General features: G+C 63.2%; 15 protein-coding genes. 8 read left to right on the plus strand and 7 right to left on the minus strand.

Annotated features, from left to right (window positions below; all coding sequences use genetic code 11):
• Nucleotides 1–68 precede the first annotated feature (68 nt).
• Together HX881_RS17980 and HX881_RS17985 are read left to right on the plus strand one after the other, a co-directional pair.
• Nucleotides 69–740, plus strand: coding sequence for a response regulator (locus HX881_RS17980; protein ID WP_017127579.1), 672 nt, complete (start codon nt 69–71; stop codon nt 738–740).
• Complete coding sequence (locus HX881_RS17985; protein ID WP_177085781.1) at nt 733–2,118, plus strand: sensor histidine kinase; 1,386 nt, start codon at nt 733–735, stop codon at nt 2,116–2,118. Before HX881_RS17980 ends, HX881_RS17985 begins: the two co-directional genes overlap by 8 nt.
• A gap of 290 nt (nt 2,119–2,408) precedes the next feature.
• Here HX881_RS17985 and HX881_RS17990 read toward each other — a convergent pair whose 3' ends face one another.
• Nucleotides 2,409–3,230, minus strand: coding sequence for an HDOD domain-containing protein (locus HX881_RS17990; RefSeq protein WP_177085783.1), 822 nt, complete (start codon nt 3,228–3,230; stop codon nt 2,409–2,411).
• A gap of 23 nt (nt 3,231–3,253) precedes the next feature.
• The gene (gene ygfZ, locus HX881_RS17995; protein WP_177085785.1) at nt 3,254–4,195 is read right to left on the minus strand and encodes a CAF17-like 4Fe-4S cluster assembly/insertion protein YgfZ; all 942 of its coding nucleotides are present in this window, start codon (nt 4,193–4,195) and stop codon (nt 3,254–3,256) included.
• A gap of 151 nt (nt 4,196–4,346) precedes the next feature.
• On the opposite strand from ygfZ, the gene HX881_RS18000 reads away from it, so the two are divergent.
• Entirely contained in the window at nt 4,347–4,601 is a 255-nt protein-coding gene (locus tag HX881_RS18000; RefSeq protein WP_017127583.1) for an FAD assembly factor SdhE, read from the plus strand.
• Complete coding sequence (locus tag HX881_RS18005; protein WP_177085787.1) at nt 4,585–5,037, plus strand: protein YgfX; 453 nt, start codon at nt 4,585–4,587, stop codon at nt 5,035–5,037. The genes HX881_RS18000 and HX881_RS18005 overlap by 17 nt, the downstream gene beginning before the upstream one ends.
• On the opposite strand, the gene nadB is transcribed toward HX881_RS18005, so the two are convergent.
• On the minus strand, nt 5,006–6,622 hold the full coding sequence (nadB, locus tag HX881_RS18010) for an L-aspartate oxidase (RefSeq protein ID WP_017127585.1): 1,617 nt from the start codon (nt 6,620–6,622) through the stop codon (nt 5,006–5,008). The two genes, HX881_RS18005 and nadB, sit on opposite strands and share 32 nt — an antisense overlap.
• Nucleotides 6,623–7,159: 537 nt before the next feature.
• Here nadB and rpoE point away from each other — a divergent pair.
• The 4 genes from rpoE (at nt 7,160) to HX881_RS18030 (ending at nt 11,031) form a co-directional block, all read left to right on the plus strand.
• On the plus strand, nt 7,160–7,741 hold the full coding sequence (gene rpoE / locus HX881_RS18015) for an RNA polymerase sigma factor RpoE/AlgU (protein WP_017127586.1): 582 nt from the start codon (nt 7,160–7,162) through the stop codon (nt 7,739–7,741).
• Between the two features lie 31 nt (nt 7,742–7,772).
• Nucleotides 7,773–8,363 carry a sigma-E factor negative regulatory protein gene (locus HX881_RS18020; protein WP_017127587.1) on the plus strand — a complete coding sequence of 197 codons (591 nt, stop codon included), beginning with the start codon at nt 7,773–7,775 and terminating at the stop codon, nt 8,361–8,363.
• Nucleotides 8,364–8,371: 8 nt separating this feature from the next.
• On the plus strand, nt 8,372–9,352 hold the full coding sequence (locus HX881_RS18025) for a MucB/RseB C-terminal domain-containing protein (protein ID WP_177085790.1): 981 nt from the start codon (nt 8,372–8,374) through the stop codon (nt 9,350–9,352).
• A 245-nt stretch (nt 9,353–9,597) separates the two neighbouring features.
• On the plus strand, nt 9,598–11,031 hold the full coding sequence (locus HX881_RS18030) for a DegQ family serine endoprotease (protein ID WP_017127589.1): 1,434 nt from the start codon (nt 9,598–9,600) through the stop codon (nt 11,029–11,031).
• Between the two features lie 72 nt (nt 11,032–11,103).
• Here HX881_RS18030 and HX881_RS18035 read toward each other — a convergent pair whose 3' ends face one another.
• The 4 genes from HX881_RS18035 to HX881_RS18050 form a co-directional block, all read right to left on the minus strand.
• Nucleotides 11,104–11,592 carry an RDD family protein gene (locus tag HX881_RS18035; RefSeq protein ID WP_017127590.1) on the minus strand — a complete coding sequence of 163 codons (489 nt, stop codon included), beginning with the start codon at nt 11,590–11,592 and terminating at the stop codon, nt 11,104–11,106.
• Between the two features lie 101 nt (nt 11,593–11,693).
• On the minus strand, nt 11,694–11,906 hold the full coding sequence (locus tag HX881_RS18040; RefSeq protein WP_010220199.1) for a cold-shock protein: 213 nt from the start codon (nt 11,904–11,906) through the stop codon (nt 11,694–11,696).
• A 405-nt stretch (nt 11,907–12,311) separates the two neighbouring features.
• On the minus strand, nt 12,312–13,436 hold the full coding sequence (gcvT, locus tag HX881_RS18045; protein ID WP_177085791.1) for a glycine cleavage system aminomethyltransferase GcvT: 1,125 nt from the start codon (nt 13,434–13,436) through the stop codon (nt 12,312–12,314).
• Between the two features lie 49 nt (nt 13,437–13,485).
• Entirely contained in the window at nt 13,486–14,862 is a 1,377-nt protein-coding gene (locus tag HX881_RS18050; protein ID WP_177085793.1) for an L-serine ammonia-lyase, read from the minus strand.
• Nucleotides 14,863–14,936: the final 74 nt, after the last annotated feature.

Consider the following 14,936-nt stretch of genomic DNA (forward strand, 5'->3'; position numbering starts at 1 on the left):
GTAGGTTTATTGGGTAAACTCCGCGCCCAGAAGGACGTTCAACGGTCCCCAGTCGAGGTAGGAAATTCATGCGTGTGCTTCTGGTCGAAGACCATCTGCAGTTGGCCGAAAGCGTTGCCCAGGCGCTCAAGGGCGCGGGCCTGACGGTGGACGTGCTGCACGACGGGGTCGCCGCGGACCTGGCCCTGGGCAGCGAGGAGTACGCGGTGGCGATCCTCGATGTGGGGTTGCCGCGCATGGATGGCTTCGAAGTCCTGGCCCGCCTGCGTGCCCGCGGGAAAAACCTGCCGGTGCTGATGCTGACCGCTCGCAGCGATGTGAAGGACCGGGTCCATGGCCTCAACCTGGGGGCCGACGATTACCTGGCCAAGCCGTTCGAGCTCACGGAGCTGGAAGCCCGGGTCAAGGCCTTGCTGCGCCGCAGCGTGCTGGGCGGCGAGCGCCAGCAGCGCTGCGGGGTGCTGGTCTACGACCTGGACACCCGACGCTTCACCCTCGGCGACGACCTGTTGACCCTGACCTCCCGCGAACAGGCGGTACTTGAAGCACTGATCGCCCGGCCGGGACGGGTGATGAGCAAGGAGCAACTGGCTTCCCAGGTCTTCGGCCTGGATGAGGAGGCCAGCCCCGACGCCATCGAAATCTATGTGCACCGCCTGCGCAAGAAGCTCGACGGCCATGCGGTGGCCATCGTGACCTTCCGTGGTCTCGGTTATCTGCTGGAAAACCGCGATGCATAAGCCCAGCAGCCTGCGTTGGCGGTTGCTGTGGAATCTTGCGCTGCTGCTGGTGGTGCTGATGCTCGCCAGCGGCTTGAGCGCCTACTGGAATGGTCGCGAAGCCGCCGACACGGCTTATGACCGGACGTTGCTGGCGTCGGCTCGAACCATTGCCGCCGGCCTTTCGCAGCGCGACGGCACCCTCAGCGCCGACGTGCCATATGTGGCGCTCGATACCTTTGCCTATGACAGCGCGGGACGCATCTACTACCAGGTCAACGACATCAACCAGCAGCTGATTTCCGGTTACGAAAACCTCCCGCCACCGCCCCCCGGCACCCCGCGTACCGATGACTATCCGGCCCTGGCGCGGTTCTACGATGCGCAATACCGCGGGCAGAACGTGCGGGTGGTGAGTCTGCTCAAGGCGGTCAGCGAGCCGAATATGAACGGCATGGCGGAAATTCGCGTGGCCGAGACCGATGAGGCGCGGGTCAACATGGCCCGCAGCCTGATGGCCGATACGCTGCTGCGATTGGGCATGCTCGCGGTGGGCGCTTTGTTGCTGGTGTGGTTTGCCGTGAGTGCCGCGTTGCGTCCGCTGGAGCGCCTGCGCACGGCGGTGGAGGAGCGCCAGTCGGATGACCTGCGGCCCTTGCCGTTGGTGGAAGTGCAGCACGAATTGTGGCCCCTGGTGCGCGCCCTCAATCATTTCACCGAGCGCCTGCGCCGGCAGTTCGAGCGCCAGGGGCAGTTTATCGCCGATGCCGCCCATGAGCTGCGTACTCCCCTGGCGGCGTTGAAGGCGCGCCTGGAACTGGGCTTGCGGGCCACCGACGCCGACACCTGGCGCAGCACCCTGGAAACCGCGGCCCAGGGCACCGATCGCCTGACGCACCTGGCCAACCAGTTGCTGTCGATGGCGCGGGTGGAAAACGGCGCGCGGGCGATTGCCGAAGGTGGCGCGCAGTTGCTCGACCTGAGCCAGCTGGCGCGGGAACTGGGCATGGCGATGGCTCCCCTGGCCCATGCCCGGGGCGTTGCGTTGGCGCTGGAAGCGGATGAGCCGGTGTGGTTGCGTGGCGAGCCGACGTTGCTCAACGAGTTGCTGAGCAACCTGGTGGACAACGCCTTGGCCCATACACCGGTGGGTGGCAACGTGATCCTGCGGGTGAGTGCGCCGGCGGTGCTGGAAGTGGAGGATGACGGACCGGGGATCCCCCTGGAAGAGCGCGACCGGGTCTTCGAACGCTTCTATCGGCGCAACCAGCAGGGCATGGGCTCGGGACTGGGCCTGGCGATTGTCGGCGAGATCTGCCGGGCGCACCTGGCGCAGATCAGCCTGCACGATGGCGAGCCACGCGGGCTGAAGGTCCGGGTGAGTTTTATCGCGGGTTGATGGGTTGCCCGGGCCTGCGCTTTCGCGGGCAAGCCCGCTCCCACAGGGGCTCTGTGTCGCACACAAGAATCATGAGCACCCCGGAATTTATGGGAGCGGGCAAGCCCGCTCCTACAGGGGCTCTGTGTCGCACACAAGAATCATGAGCGCCCCGGAATTTGTAGGAGCGGGCAAGCCCGCTCCTACATGGGCTCTGTGTCGCACACAAGAATCATGAGCGCCCCGAATTTGTGGGAGCGGGCTTGCCCGCGAAAGCGCCGGAACAGGCGCCACGCAACCGCGTTGAAAAGCTAGTTGAACATCATTCGCGCATCGTTGAGCTTTTCGACCCAGGCCTCGCTGTCCGGGTCCAGCCTCAGGCGCCTGAAGGCCGCCAGGCTGGCGAGCGGGACATCGGCATAGGGCTGCGTCGTGCCCTGGTGGCAGAACACCGTGGCGATCTGTACCAGGTCGACGTAATCGAGGGTGCCGCTGTCACGCTCCAGGTCCTGGTACTGGCCCGGCAGCTTGACCAGCCGCTCGGGAAAATCCCAGACCCGCAACAGCTTGTCGCCCAGCAGCGGATGAATGCTCTCGATCACATGGTCGAGGCTCAACGGGTCGGCCAGCAGTTCGTAGTGATCCTCGGCGTAGGTCAGGATCGGCAATACGCCGATCTGGTGCACCAGCCCACCGAGTGCCGCCTGGTCCGGCTTGAGCGAGGTGTAGTCGCGGCACAGCACGTAGCTGATCCCGGCGATTTCCAGGCTCTTGCGCCAGACATCGCGCATTTTCTGTTCCACCACTTCGGAGCGGGCGTGGAAGATCTGCTCCATCACCAGGCCGATCGCCAGGTTGCTGCTGTAGTTCACGCCCAGGCGGGTGATGGCGGTGTGCAGGTCGGTCACTTCGTGGCTGGCGCGCAGCAAGGGGCTGTTGACCACCTTGATCAGGCGGGCCGACAGGGCGGTGTCGCCGGCAATCACCTTGCTCAGGGTACTGACGCTGATTTCGGGATCTTCCGCCGCCTCGCGAATCTTCAGGGCGACTTCCGGGAGCGTGGGCAGAACCAGGTCATCGTTGTCGATGGACGCTACCAAATCCTGTTGGACCTTTTCCGCCAGCTTGTTCATTTGTGTTCTCTAAGGCGGTGCGGTTAACGCTGGATCTCGCGATCGCGGTCCAGTTGGTAAGGTAGGTCGAGCAATGTCAGGGCCGGGCCTTGCAGGTCACCCAGATGGACGATGCCGGCCTCGACCGCTTCGGCCTGCAGCACCGCCAGCAGTTCGATCGAGTGTTCGGCCGTGGCCGCGATCACCACTTCGCCGATGGAACTGTTGTGGGCGGGCGAGAACAGTGGCGTACCGGGTTCAGGCAGTTGCCCGGCGTCCAGTGTCAGGCGATACAGGCGGCGCTTGAGCTTGCCCAGGTACTGCATGCGCGCGACGATTTCCTGGCCGGTGTAGCAGCCTTTCTTGAAGCTCACGCCACCGACGGCCTGCAGGTTGAGCATCTGCGGGATGAACAGTTCGCGGGTCTGCGGCATGACCTGGCCGATGCCGGCGCGAATCTGTCCGAGCAACCAGGTATTGAGATCGGCTTCGCGCAGTTGGCCGGCCAGTTGCGCCCGCAGGTCCTGCGCCTGGTCCGCCGGGGCCCAGAGTTCGCTGCGCCCGACGGATACGCGGATGGCGATCAGGCCATTGGCCCGTGCCACCGAGTCGGTGTCCTCGGGCAGGTCGAGGCCGAGGGCGGCCAGTACGCTGTCCGCCTGGCCCAGGCCGAAACGTACCCAGCCGGCGCTTTCATCGGTGAGCCTGGACTTGGAGAACACCGCGTATTTCTTCAGGTCCGCCAGTTGTGGTTCCAGCAATTCGCCGGCCATGGCCAGCAGCACGCCGTCACCTTCGAGCAGGATGCGGAAGCTCGACTGCATGCGGCCTTTCTGCGTGCAGCGGGCGCCGAGGCTGGCCCGGTTCTCGCTGAGGTAGTCGAGGTTGCAGGTCAACTGGCCCTGCAGGAACTTGCTGGCGTCGGAGCCGCGGACGGCGAGAACGCCTTCGTGGGAGAGAGTGCAGAAAAAAGCGGAATCGGCCATGGGTCTTCGCAGCATGAATAGGTCTGGTGGACATCATAGAGGGGCGCCCTGGAAATGGGTAGTTCACAAAACACCGCGCGCCCCCGACCAAAGCCGACTGTGCCGTGACGCTCGGGCCTGTATACTTGCGCACAAATTTGAGGAGCGCTCCATGGTCGAAGATGTAGAACTCAATCGTCTCTATTGGCACAGCCGCCGCGGCATGCTGGAGCTGGACGTGCTGCTGGTACCGTTCGTCAAGGAGGTGTACGCGCATCTGAATGACGTCGACCGCGAGTGCTATCGCAAGCTGCTCGAATGCGAGGACCAGGACATGTTCGGCTGGTTCATGGAGCGTTCCGAGTCGGAAGATCCGGAGCTGCAGCGCATGGTCCGCATGATCCTGGACCGTGTTCAGCCCAAGTAACACGTTCGAATGCCGCTGGCAGGCCTCGCGGCTGTTGCTGGCGGCGTATCTCGGGGCCCTGGGCCTGGCGTTGTCGTCGTTCAGCCTGCTGGAAATCCCACTCTGGGCGAGCCTGTCCGGGGCCTTGCTGTGCCTGCTCCACGGGGCCTGGGTGGTGCCGCGGCGAATACGCCTGGACCATCCGTCGGCTTTTACCGGTTTGCGGCGTGACGAGCGGGGTTGGCAGCTCTGGAGCAGGGCAACAGGCTGGCAGCCGGTCCGCTTGCAGCGTGACAGTCTCGCCTTGCCCTGGCTGGTGGTGCTGCGCTTTCGTCGGCCCGGGGACTGGTGGCCGCGCTCGATCTGCGTACCCCGCGACGCGCTGGCGGCCGACTCGCATCGGCGCCTGCGCGTGCGCTTGAAATTCAGTCGGCGTAGGTGGGCGGCACCAGGATAGTGTCGAGGGCCTCGGGCAGCAGGTCCGGGTAGTCGAGGGTGTAATGCAGGCCCCGGCTTTCCTTGCGCTCCATGGCCGAGCGGATCATCAACTCGGCCACCTGGGCCAGGTTGCGCAACTCGATCAGGTCGCGACTGACCTTGTAGTTGCTGTAGAACTCGTCGATCTCGTCCAGCAGCAGGCGCACCCGGTGTTGGGCCCGCTGCAGGCGCTTGTTGGTGCGCACGATGCCGACGTAGTCCCACATGAAGCGCCGCAGCTCATCCCAGTTGTGGGCGATGATCACGTCTTCGTCGGAATCGGTCACCTGGCTCGCGTCCCAGCTCGGCAAGGCCACGGGTACGGCGACCTGTGGCAGTTGCCGGAGAATGTCGGCGGCCGCCGAGCGGGCATAGACGAAACACTCCAGCAGCGAGTTGCTGGCCATGCGGTTGGCGCCGTGCAGGCCGGTGAAGCTGGTCTCGCCGATGGCATACAGGCCGGGCACGTCGGTGCGGCCCTGCTGGTCGACCAGCACGCCACCACAGGTGTAGTGCGCCGCCGGGACCACCGGGATGGGCTGTCTGGTGATGTCGATGGAGAATTCCAGGCAGCGTTCGTACACCGTCGGGAAATGCGTCTTGATAAAGGCCGCGGGCTTATGGCTGATGTCCAGGTAGACGCAGTCGATGCCCAGACGCTTCATCTCATGGTCGATGGCGCGGGCGACGATATCCCGTGGCGCCAGCTCGGCCCGTGGGTCGAAGCGCGGCATGAAGCGCTCGCCGTTGGGCAGCTTCAGGTGCGCGCCTTCGCCACGCAGGGCTTCGGTGATGAGGAAGCTCTTGGCCTGCGGGTGGTACAGGCAGGTCGGGTGGAACTGGTTGAATTCCAGGTTCGCCACCCGGCAGCCGGAACGCCAGGCCATGGCGATGCCGTCGCCGCAGGCTCCGTCGGGGTTGCTGGTATAGAGGTAGACCTTGGCCGCGCCGCCCGAGGCGAGAATGGTGAAGCGCGCGCCGTAGGTATCGACTTCCCCCGTGCCGCGGTTGAGTACATAGGCCCCCAGGCAGCGTTCGCCGTCCAGGCCCAGGCGTTTTTCGGTGATCAGGTCGACGGCCACGCGCTGCTCCAGCAGCTCGATGTTCGGGCGCTGCCGGGCCTGTTCCAGCAGGGTGGTGAAGATCGCCGCGCCGGTGGCATCGGCGGCGTGGATGATACGCCGGTGGCTGTGGCCGCCTTCACGGGTCAGGTGGAACTCGAAACCGCCGTCGTCGACCTTGGCTTCTTCGTCGCGGGTGAAGGGCACGCCCTGGTCGATCAGCCACTGGATGGCCTCGCGGCTGTGCTCGACGGTGAAGCGCACCGCGTCTTCATGACACAGGCCGCCGCCGGCGTTGAGGGTGTCCTCGACATGGGACTGCACGGTGTCGGTGTCGTCCAGCACGGCGGCGACGCCACCCTGGGCCCAGTAGGTCGAACCGTTGGCCAGGTTGCCCTTGCTCAGGACGGCAATGCGCAGATGGCCCGGCAGGGTCAGCGCCAGGCTCAGGCCGGCGGCGCCACTGCCAATCACCAGCACATCGTGTTGAAAATGTTGGCTCATCTCTAGGAATCCGGAAAACGCCCTGGTGGGCCACGGAGCCCGCCACACAGCGCACTAGTATATGGCTGGGGGGATCGGCACAATAGCCGGGCCTTCGTGGCATTGTGAAACTACAGCGGGCAGGAAGTGTGCGCCACTCTGGGTCGCCGTGCATGTGGTTTTGCACGGTAAGACGATGATTTTTCGGCTATAACAAGGCTCAGGCAGTCTTTGGTCGAGGGAGCGGCACAATGCTATTACTTACTGCGGTCTCCGGGAACTTTTGAAAAGCCCCGGGCTCCATAGACAGGTGCCTGAAAGAAGGGGACAGCGTCGGCTTTCTGCGTGGCCTGATGAAAGGGCTTCGCCAGCGGATTCGACGACAAGATTATTCACGCAGTCGGCCAAGTCCGAGCTGCGTTTTTCGTGTGTGTCCGTTCAGCGGGCCGCAGGAAACTTGCTTGAAGGGGGAGAACTTTTGCCAAAAGCCCGAGTCTATGTTTGCAAGCCTGATCAATTAGCAATGGCAGCCTCCTTCAAGTCCTATGAGGAGTGTTCATGCTAACCCAGGAAGAGGATCAGCAGCTGGTCGAGCGCGTTCAACGCGGCGACAAGCGGGCTTTCGATCTGCTAGTGCTGAAATACCAGCACAAAATTCTCGGGTTGATCGTGCGTTTCGTGCACGACACCCATGAAGCCCAGGACGTTGCACAAGAAGCCTTTATCAAAGCCTACCGTGCCCTGGGTAATTTTCGCGGCGACAGTGCTTTTTATACCTGGCTGTACCGCATCGCCATCAACACGGCGAAAAACTATCTGGTATCCCGCGGTCGCAGGCCGCCAGACAGTGATGTGAGTTCCGAGGATGCCGAGTTCTACGATGGCGATCATGGCCTGAAGGATCTCGAGTCACCGGAGCGTGCGTTGCTCCGGGATGAGATCGAGGGCACCGTCCATCGAACCATCCAGCAACTGCCAGAAGATTTGCGTACGGCGTTAACTTTACGTGAATTCGATGGTCTGAGTTATGAGGACATTGCAGCCGTCATGCAATGTCCTGTGGGCACCGTGCGCTCCCGGATTTTCCGCGCTCGGGAGGCCATAGATAAAGCCCTGCAGCCGTTGTTGCAGGAAACCTGAGACAGCGGCGACAGCCAAGAGAGGAACCGTCATGAGTCGTGAAGCCCTGCAGGAATCGCTGTCCGCGGTGATGGATAACGAAGCGGACGAATTGGAATTGCGTCGGGTACTGAGTGCCCTTGACGATGCCGACACCCGTGCTACCTGGTCTCGTTACCAAATCGCCCGGGCAGTGATGCACAAGGAATTGCTGGATCCACGCCTGGATATCGCCTCGGCCGTATCGGCCGCGCTGGCTGGCGAAGAAGTCCCGGCCAAGGGCTCCCGTGGTCCGTGGCGTACTCTTGGCCGCCTGGCCGTGGCCGCTTCGGTGACCGTGGCGGTGCTCGCCGGTGTGCGTTTCTACAACCAGGATGACATTGCCGGCGCCCAACTGGCCCAGCAATCGAACCAGCCTGGTCTGGCCGCTCCGACGGTCAAGGGCCCAGCGGTCCTGGCCGGCTATACTGAAGGCTCCGAGCCCACCGGGCCGATGGCCAATGGCGTGCTGCAACAAGGCCAGCCGGGTTGGGACCAGCGTCTGCCAGGCTACCTGCGCCAGCATGCCCAGCAAGCTGCCCTGAAAGGCACTGAGAGCGCACTGCCCTACGCACGTGCCGCCAGCCTGGAAACCGCCAAGTAAGGAGGATCATGCGCGCGCTACCTCTTCTAACGCTTGCCCTGGCCGGTGGGTTCATCCTGACCGCCCAGGCCGACGAAGCCCAGGACTGGTTGGAGCGTCTTGGGCAAGCCGAGCAGCAGCAAAGCTTCCAGGGCACTTTCGTCTACGAACGCAACGGCAGTTTCTCGACCCATCGTATCTGGCATCTCGTCCAGAACGGTCAGGTTCGTGAACGTTTGCTTCAGCTCGACGGCTCGGCACAAGAGGTCGTACGCGTCGATGGGCACACCGAGTGTGTCAGCGGCACCCTGGTTGCCGGACTCGGCGAGTCGCCCGATGCCCATGCCCGCGCGCTTGATCCGCAGAAACTCAATGCCTGGTATGACATTGCCGTCGTGGGCAAGTCACGCGTCGCCGGCCGCCCCGCGGTCATCGTGTCGCTGACGCCCCGCGACCAGCATCGCTATGGTTTCGAATTGCACCTGGATCGCCAGACCGGCTTGCCGCTCAAGTCGCTGCTGATCAACGACAAGGGGCAATTGCTCGAACGTTTCCAGTTCACCGAACTCAATACCGCCGACGCGCCCCAGGACAGCCAGTTGCAGGCCGGTGCCGAATGCAAGCCGGTGGTATTGCTCAGCAACCAGGCGCAGGCCAAGGTGCAGGTGCTGGGCAGCAAGGTGGCGCAGCTCTGGCATTCCGACTGGCTGCCGCCGGGCTTCGAGCTGGTGAGCAGCACGGCGCGTGTCGATCCGCAGTCCAAGACCCAGGTCAACAGCCTCATGTATGACGACGGGCTGGCGCGTTTCTCGGTGTTCCTCGAGCCCCTCAACGGCGCCACCATCGCCGACACCCGCACCCAACTGGGCCCCACCGTTGCGGTTTCCCGGCGCCTGACCACCCCGAGCGGGGAAATCATGGTCACGGTGGTGGGCGAGATTCCCATCGGGACCGCCGAACGGATCGCCTTGTCGATGCGTGCCGGCGATGCGCAGGCCAGCAAGCAGTGAGCCGCTGATCCATGACGCCTGGTGACTCGATCATGTCCGCACATGAAGCCGCGCGAGTGGTAGGATCGAGATGCCGAAATGTCCGGTGATCATTTTCATTTGCAAAACCAGCCGAATTTTCCTATAGGTCAGGGCCCCAACGGCCCTGGCCTTGTTTGTTGTTCCCGGTCCGTAATCCAGGCTTAATCATCCTTGGGTTTTATGGTACCTGTCGCTTAACCATGCTCGTTGTTTACGGGAGCCGTATGTCGATACCAAGCTTGAAATCTTATCTGTCCATTTTCGCCGCTGTCCTGCTGCTCGGGCAGACAGTCGCGGCCCAGGCCGCGGAGCTGCCCGATTTCACCCAGTTGGTGGAGCAGGCTTCGCCGGCGGTAGTGAACATCAGTACCACCCAGAAGCTGCCGGACCGCAAGGTCTCGGAGCAGATCCAGGGCCTGGAAGGCTTGCCGCCGGAAATCCAGCAGTTCTTCCGCGGTTTCCCGCAACCGCGCGGGAAGGGGGGCGGTGGCGGCGGTCGGCAGCGTGAGGCGCAGTCGCTGGGCTCGGGGTTCATCATCTCCGATGACGGCTATATCCTGACCAACAACCACGTGGTTGCCGACGCCGACGAGATCCTGGTGCGCCTGGCTGACCGCAGCGAGCTCAAGGCCAAGCTGGTCGGCACCGATCCGCGCTCCGATGTGGCGCTGCTGAAGATCGATGGCAAGAATCTGCCGACCCTCAAGCTGGGCAAGTCCAAGGACCTGAAACCGGGTCAGTGGGTTGTCGCCATCGGCTCGCCGTTCGGCTTTGACCACACCGTGACCCAGGGCATCGTCAGTGCCGTGGGCCGCAGCCTGCCGAACGAAAACTACGTGCCGTTCATCCAGACCGACGTACCGATCAACCCGGGCAACTCCGGTGGTCCGCTGTTCAACCTCAACGGTGAAGTGGTCGGCATCAACTCGCAGATCTACACCCGTTCCGGTGGCTTCATGGGCGTGTCCTTCGCGATTCCGATCGATGTCGCCATGGACGTTTCCAACCAGCTGAAGAGCGGTGGCAAGGTCAGCCGCGGCTGGCTGGGCGTGGTGATCCAGGAGGTCAACAAGGACCTCGCCGAGTCCTTCGGCCTGGACAAGCCGGCCGGTGCGCTGGTGGCCCAGGTACAGGACGATGGTCCGGCGGCGAAAGGCGGCCTGCAGGTCGGCGACGTGATCCTCAGCATGAACGGCCAGCCGATCGAGCTGTCGGCCGACCTGCCGCATCTGGTGGGTGCACTGAAGGCGGGCGAGAAAGCCAAGCTGGAAGTGGTGCGTGAAGGGCAGCGCAAGACCATTGACCTGACGGTCGGTGCGATCCCGGATGAAGGCAAGGAAATGGATATCGCCAAGTCCGCCGGTGCCGAGCGCAGCAGCAATCGCCTCGGGGTTTCCGTCGCCGACCTGACCGATGACCAGAAGAAAGCCAACGACCAGCTCAAGGGCGGCGTGGTGATCAAGGAAGTGCAGGACGGTCCGGCGGCCCTGATCGGTCTGCAGCCGGGCGACGTGATCACGCACCTGAACAACCAGGCGATCACCGATGCCAAGCAGTTCACCGATATCGCCAAGGCCCTGCCGAAGAATCGCTCGGTATCGATGCGCGTACTGCGCCAGGGACGTGCGAGCTTCATCACCTTCAAGCTAGCCGAATAAGCCGGACTGAAGTGAGTGACAAAAAAGCCCGCCTCGAATGAGGCGGGCTTTTTCATGGGCGGACGCAAAGCGTCAGCGGTTCTGCTTGGGAATCCGTACCAGCTGGCTGTTGGAGTAGATGTCGTGCCAGCTGCGTTTGCGCTTGTCGAAGAGCACCCAGATAAACCCCAGGCCGGCAAACAGCCAGGAAGCGATCGATACCATGAAGCGCAGCAGCGCCTGCCAGATGCTGATGGCCGAGCCGTCGGCGTTCTGCACGCGGATCCCCCAGACCTGCATGCCCAGGGTCTGGCCCTTGTAGGTCCAGAATTTGGCGAAGAACGCGAACAGCACGCAGAACAGCAGGGTCGACAGCAGCGGGTCGCCGTCGAGGGCGCCGGCATCGGAGAGCGCCTTGAGCCGCTGTTCGCCGATGAGCGCCATCTGCACCAGCTTGTAGATGAAGCCGGTGACGATCAGCAGGGCGGTACACAGCAGGAAGTCATAGAACATCGCGGCCAGGCGACGGCCCAGGCCGGCGGCAGGGAACTCGCCCTGGGGGCTTAGTACGTGCTTCGACATAGCGGCTCTCTCTGAACGGAAAAAGCCATTTTACGGAATTGCATTCACAAAAAAGCCCCTGATGTCACCATCAGGGGCTTTTAGTGTAATAAAGCTTGAGATCAGGCTTCTGCGATCACTTCGTCAGCCTGCATGCCTTTCTGGCCTTGCACGGCGATGAAGGTCACTTTCTGGCCTTCTTTCAGGCTCTTGAAGCCGTTGCCCTGAATAGCGCGGAAATGGACGAACAGATCCGGACCGCTTTCTGGAGTGATAAAACCAAAACCTTTCTCGTCGTTAAACCACTTGACGGTGCCGCTCTGACGTTGGGACATTTCTTATTTCCTTTGACGCTAAAAATTAATGACAGCCCCTTTCACCTGAAAGAGTACTGGGCTGGGTTGCAGGAAAGTAAGAGACGTCGAACGGGTTGTAGCAAACTTAGAGCTACTGCCCAGGTCACGATTCCAAGCGACCCATGCAAACACAGTAGGGAAACTCTACGCCAACTGTGGGAGAAAAAACAAGCCCCCGCCAAGCCCGCGGTTTGCGCTGGTTTGTCGCAGTTTTCGCGGGCTTTGGCGGGGGGATGCCGGACATACAGTATTCAGTTGGGTTCGACTGTTATAAGCCAAGTTCGCTAACGAATATATGCACTGTTTTGTGGCGGTTGCGTTACAAGCTAGTGCACTGTTTCATAACCGCTTTAGTTGTTACTGTTGGTATCAACCTCGATAGTTTCAACCGCGGTAGTAACGTTGCGGAACAAAAGGCATTTTGCTGACTTTCAGCGGTACGCGCTTGCCGCGGACGATGGCCCAGACCTCGCTGTCCAGCGCGCAATGGGCGCTGTCCAGGTACCCCATGGCCAGCGGTGCGCCGAGGGTCGGACCGAAGCCGCCACTGCACACGCTGCCGATGACGGTGCCGTCCTGGTCGACGATTTCCGCGCCTTCGCGTACCGGTGTGCGTTCCTGCGGCAGCAGGCCGACGCGCTTGCGTCGCACGCCTTGTTGCTGTTGGGCGAAGATCTGCTCGGCACCGGGGAAGCCGCCGGCCCGTGCACCGTCGGCACGACGCGTCTTGGAGATGGCCCAGAGCAGGCTGGCTTCGATCGGCGTGGTCTCGGTGTTCATGTCATGCCCGTAGAGGCACAGGCCGGCTTCCAGGCGCAGCGAGTCGCGTGCACCGAGGCCGATGGCTTCGACTTCGCGCTCGGCCAGCAGGCTGCGGGCCAGGGACTCGGCGCTGGCCGCCGGTACCGAGATTTCGAAGCCGTCTTCGCCGGTGTAGCCCGAACGGCTGACGTAGCAGTCGACGCCCAGCAGGCGCACGGCGGCGAACTGCATGAAGGTCATCCGGGTGACTTCCGGTGCCAGGCGCGCCAGGACGCTCACGGCGGCCGGACCTTGCAGGGCGAGCAGGGCACGTTCCTCGAACAGCGGCTGGACCTCGCACAGATGCCCCAGGTGCTGTTGCAGGTGCGCCAGGTCCTGGTCCTTGCAGGCGGCGTTGACCACCAGGAACAGCTCGTCGTTGCCCAGGTTGGCGACCATCAGGTCATCGAGGATGCCGCCGGTTTCGTTGGTGAACATCGCATAGCGCTGCATGCCCACCGGCAGGTCGATGATATCCACCGGCACCAGGGCTTCCAGGGCCTTGGCGGCCGCGGCGCCGACCAGGCGGATCTGGCCCATGTGCGAGACATCGAAGAGCCCGGCCTGTTCACGGGTGTGCTGGTGCTCCTTCATCACGCCCAGCGGGTACTGTACCGGCATGTCATAGCCGGCGAACGGCACCATGCGCGCACCGAGTTGCAGGTGCAGGGCGTGCAGCGGGGTTTTCAGCAGGTTTTCGGTGGACATCTTCAGCTCCTGGAAATTGCCGGGAGGCCGGTTGCGCCGGCCTTGTCGATCAGCATTCGATAATGTTTACGGCCAGACCGCCACGGGCGGTCTCCTTGTATTTGCTTTTCATGTCGGCGCCGGTCTGGCGCATGGTACGGATGACCTTGTCGAGGGAGACGAAGTGCTGGCCGTCGCCACGCAGGGCCATGCGCACGGCATTGATGGCCTTGACCGAGCCCATGGCGTTGCGCTCGATGCACGGCACCTGCACCAGCCCGCCGATGGGGTCGCAGGTCAGCCCGAGGTTGTGCTCCATGCCGATTTCGGCGGCGTTCTCGACCTGTTGCACGGTGCCGCCGAGTACTTCGCACAAGGCGCCGGCGGCCATCGAGCAAGCCACGCCGACTTCGCCCTGGCAGCCGACTTCGGCGCCGGAGATCGAGGCGTTTTCCTTGTAGAGAATGCCGATGGCGGCGGCGGTGAGCAGGAAGCGCACCACGCCGTCCTCGCTGGCACCGGGGATAAAGCGCATGTAGTAATGCAGCACGGCGGGAACGATCCCGGCTGCGCCGTTGGTGGGGGCGGTGACCACGCGTCCGCCGTTGGCGTTTTCTTCATTGACCGCCAGGGCATACAGGTTGACCCAGTCCAGCACCGACAGCGCATCGCGCAGGGCGGCTTCCGGGTTCTTGCACAGCTGCCGGTGCAGGGCCGCCGCGCGCCGCTTGACCTTCAGGCCGCCCGGCAGGATGCCTTCGTTGCGACAGCCGGCATCGACGCAGTCCTGCATCACCTGCCAGATCTTCAGCAGCCCGGCGCGGGTTTCCGCTTCCGGGCGCCAGGCGCTTTCGTTGGTCAGCATGACCTGGCTGATGGACAGGCCGTAGGTGCTGCAATGCCCCAGCAGTTCCTTGGCGCTCTTGAACGGGAAGGTCAGCGCAGTGCTGTCTTCGACGATGCGGTCGGCGCCGGCGGCGTCTTCGTCGACCACGAAACCGCCGCCGACCGAGTAGTACTCGCGGCTGCGGATCTGGATGCCGGCAGCGTCGAAGGCGCGGAAGATCATGCCGTTGGGGTGGTAGGCCAGGGGTTTCCTGATCATCGCCAGGTGGAGCTTTTCGTTGAATTCGATGGAATGTTCGCCGAGCAGATTCAGGCGTCCGTCACTGCGAATGGTGTGCAGGCGGGCGGCGACGGTTTCTGTGTCGACGGTATCCGGGTGTTCACCTTCCAGGCCCAGCAGCACGGCCTTGTCGCTGCCGTGGCCTTTGCCGGTGGCGCCGAGCGAGCCGTACAGCTCGACTTTGACGCAGGTGGTCTGTAGCAGCAGGCTTTCGCGCCGCAGGCCCTCGACGAAGCGCGCGGCTGCACGCATCGGACCGACGGTGTGGGAGCTGGAGGGACCGATGCCGATCTTGAACAGGTCGAACACGCTCAGGGACATGTGGGTTCTCCGGGGTCGTTCTTATTATGGTGATGGACACGCTCCCCTGTAGGAGCCGGCTTGCCGGCGATTGC

Source organism: Pseudomonas gingeri, from assembly GCF_013386115.1.
GTDB classification, from domain to species: Bacteria; Pseudomonadota; Gammaproteobacteria; order Pseudomonadales; family Pseudomonadaceae; genus Aquipseudomonas; species Aquipseudomonas gingeri.

What these genes read in the sequence shown, in the direction of transcription:
- HX881_RS18000 (WP_017127583.1), top strand. Translation starts at nt 4,347, where the DNA reads ATGGTCGAAGATGTAGAACTCAATCGTCTCTATTGGCACAGCCGCCGC.
- HX881_RS18025 (WP_177085790.1), top strand. Translation starts at nt 8,372, where the DNA reads ATGCGCGCGCTACCTCTTCTAACGCTTGCCCTGGCCGGTGGGTTCATC.
- rpoE (WP_017127586.1), top strand. Translation starts at nt 7,160, where the DNA reads ATGCTAACCCAGGAAGAGGATCAGCAGCTGGTCGAGCGCGTTCAACGC.
- HX881_RS17980 (WP_017127579.1), top strand. Translation starts at nt 69, where the DNA reads ATGCGTGTGCTTCTGGTCGAAGACCATCTGCAGTTGGCCGAAAGCGTT.
- HX881_RS17985 (WP_177085781.1), top strand. Translation starts at nt 733, where the DNA reads ATGCATAAGCCCAGCAGCCTGCGTTGGCGGTTGCTGTGGAATCTTGCG.
- HX881_RS18030 (WP_017127589.1), top strand. Translation starts at nt 9,598, where the DNA reads ATGTCGATACCAAGCTTGAAATCTTATCTGTCCATTTTCGCCGCTGTC.
- HX881_RS18040 (WP_010220199.1), bottom strand. Translation starts at nt 11,906, where the DNA reads ATGTCCCAACGTCAGAGCGGCACCGTCAAGTGGTTTAACGACGAGAAA.
- HX881_RS18020 (WP_017127587.1), top strand. Translation starts at nt 7,773, where the DNA reads ATGAGTCGTGAAGCCCTGCAGGAATCGCTGTCCGCGGTGATGGATAAC.
- HX881_RS18035 (WP_017127590.1), bottom strand. Translation starts at nt 11,592, where the DNA reads ATGTCGAAGCACGTACTAAGCCCCCAGGGCGAGTTCCCTGCCGCCGGC.
- gcvT (WP_177085791.1), bottom strand. Translation starts at nt 13,436, where the DNA reads ATGTCCACCGAAAACCTGCTGAAAACCCCGCTGCACGCCCTGCACCTG.
- HX881_RS18050 (WP_177085793.1), bottom strand. Translation starts at nt 14,862, where the DNA reads ATGTCCCTGAGCGTGTTCGACCTGTTCAAGATCGGCATCGGTCCCTCC.
- ygfZ (WP_177085785.1), bottom strand. Translation starts at nt 4,195, where the DNA reads ATGGCCGATTCCGCTTTTTTCTGCACTCTCTCCCACGAAGGCGTTCTC.
- HX881_RS17990 (WP_177085783.1), bottom strand. Translation starts at nt 3,230, where the DNA reads ATGAACAAGCTGGCGGAAAAGGTCCAACAGGATTTGGTAGCGTCCATC.
- nadB (WP_017127585.1), bottom strand. Translation starts at nt 6,622, where the DNA reads ATGAGCCAACATTTTCAACACGATGTGCTGGTGATTGGCAGTGGCGCC.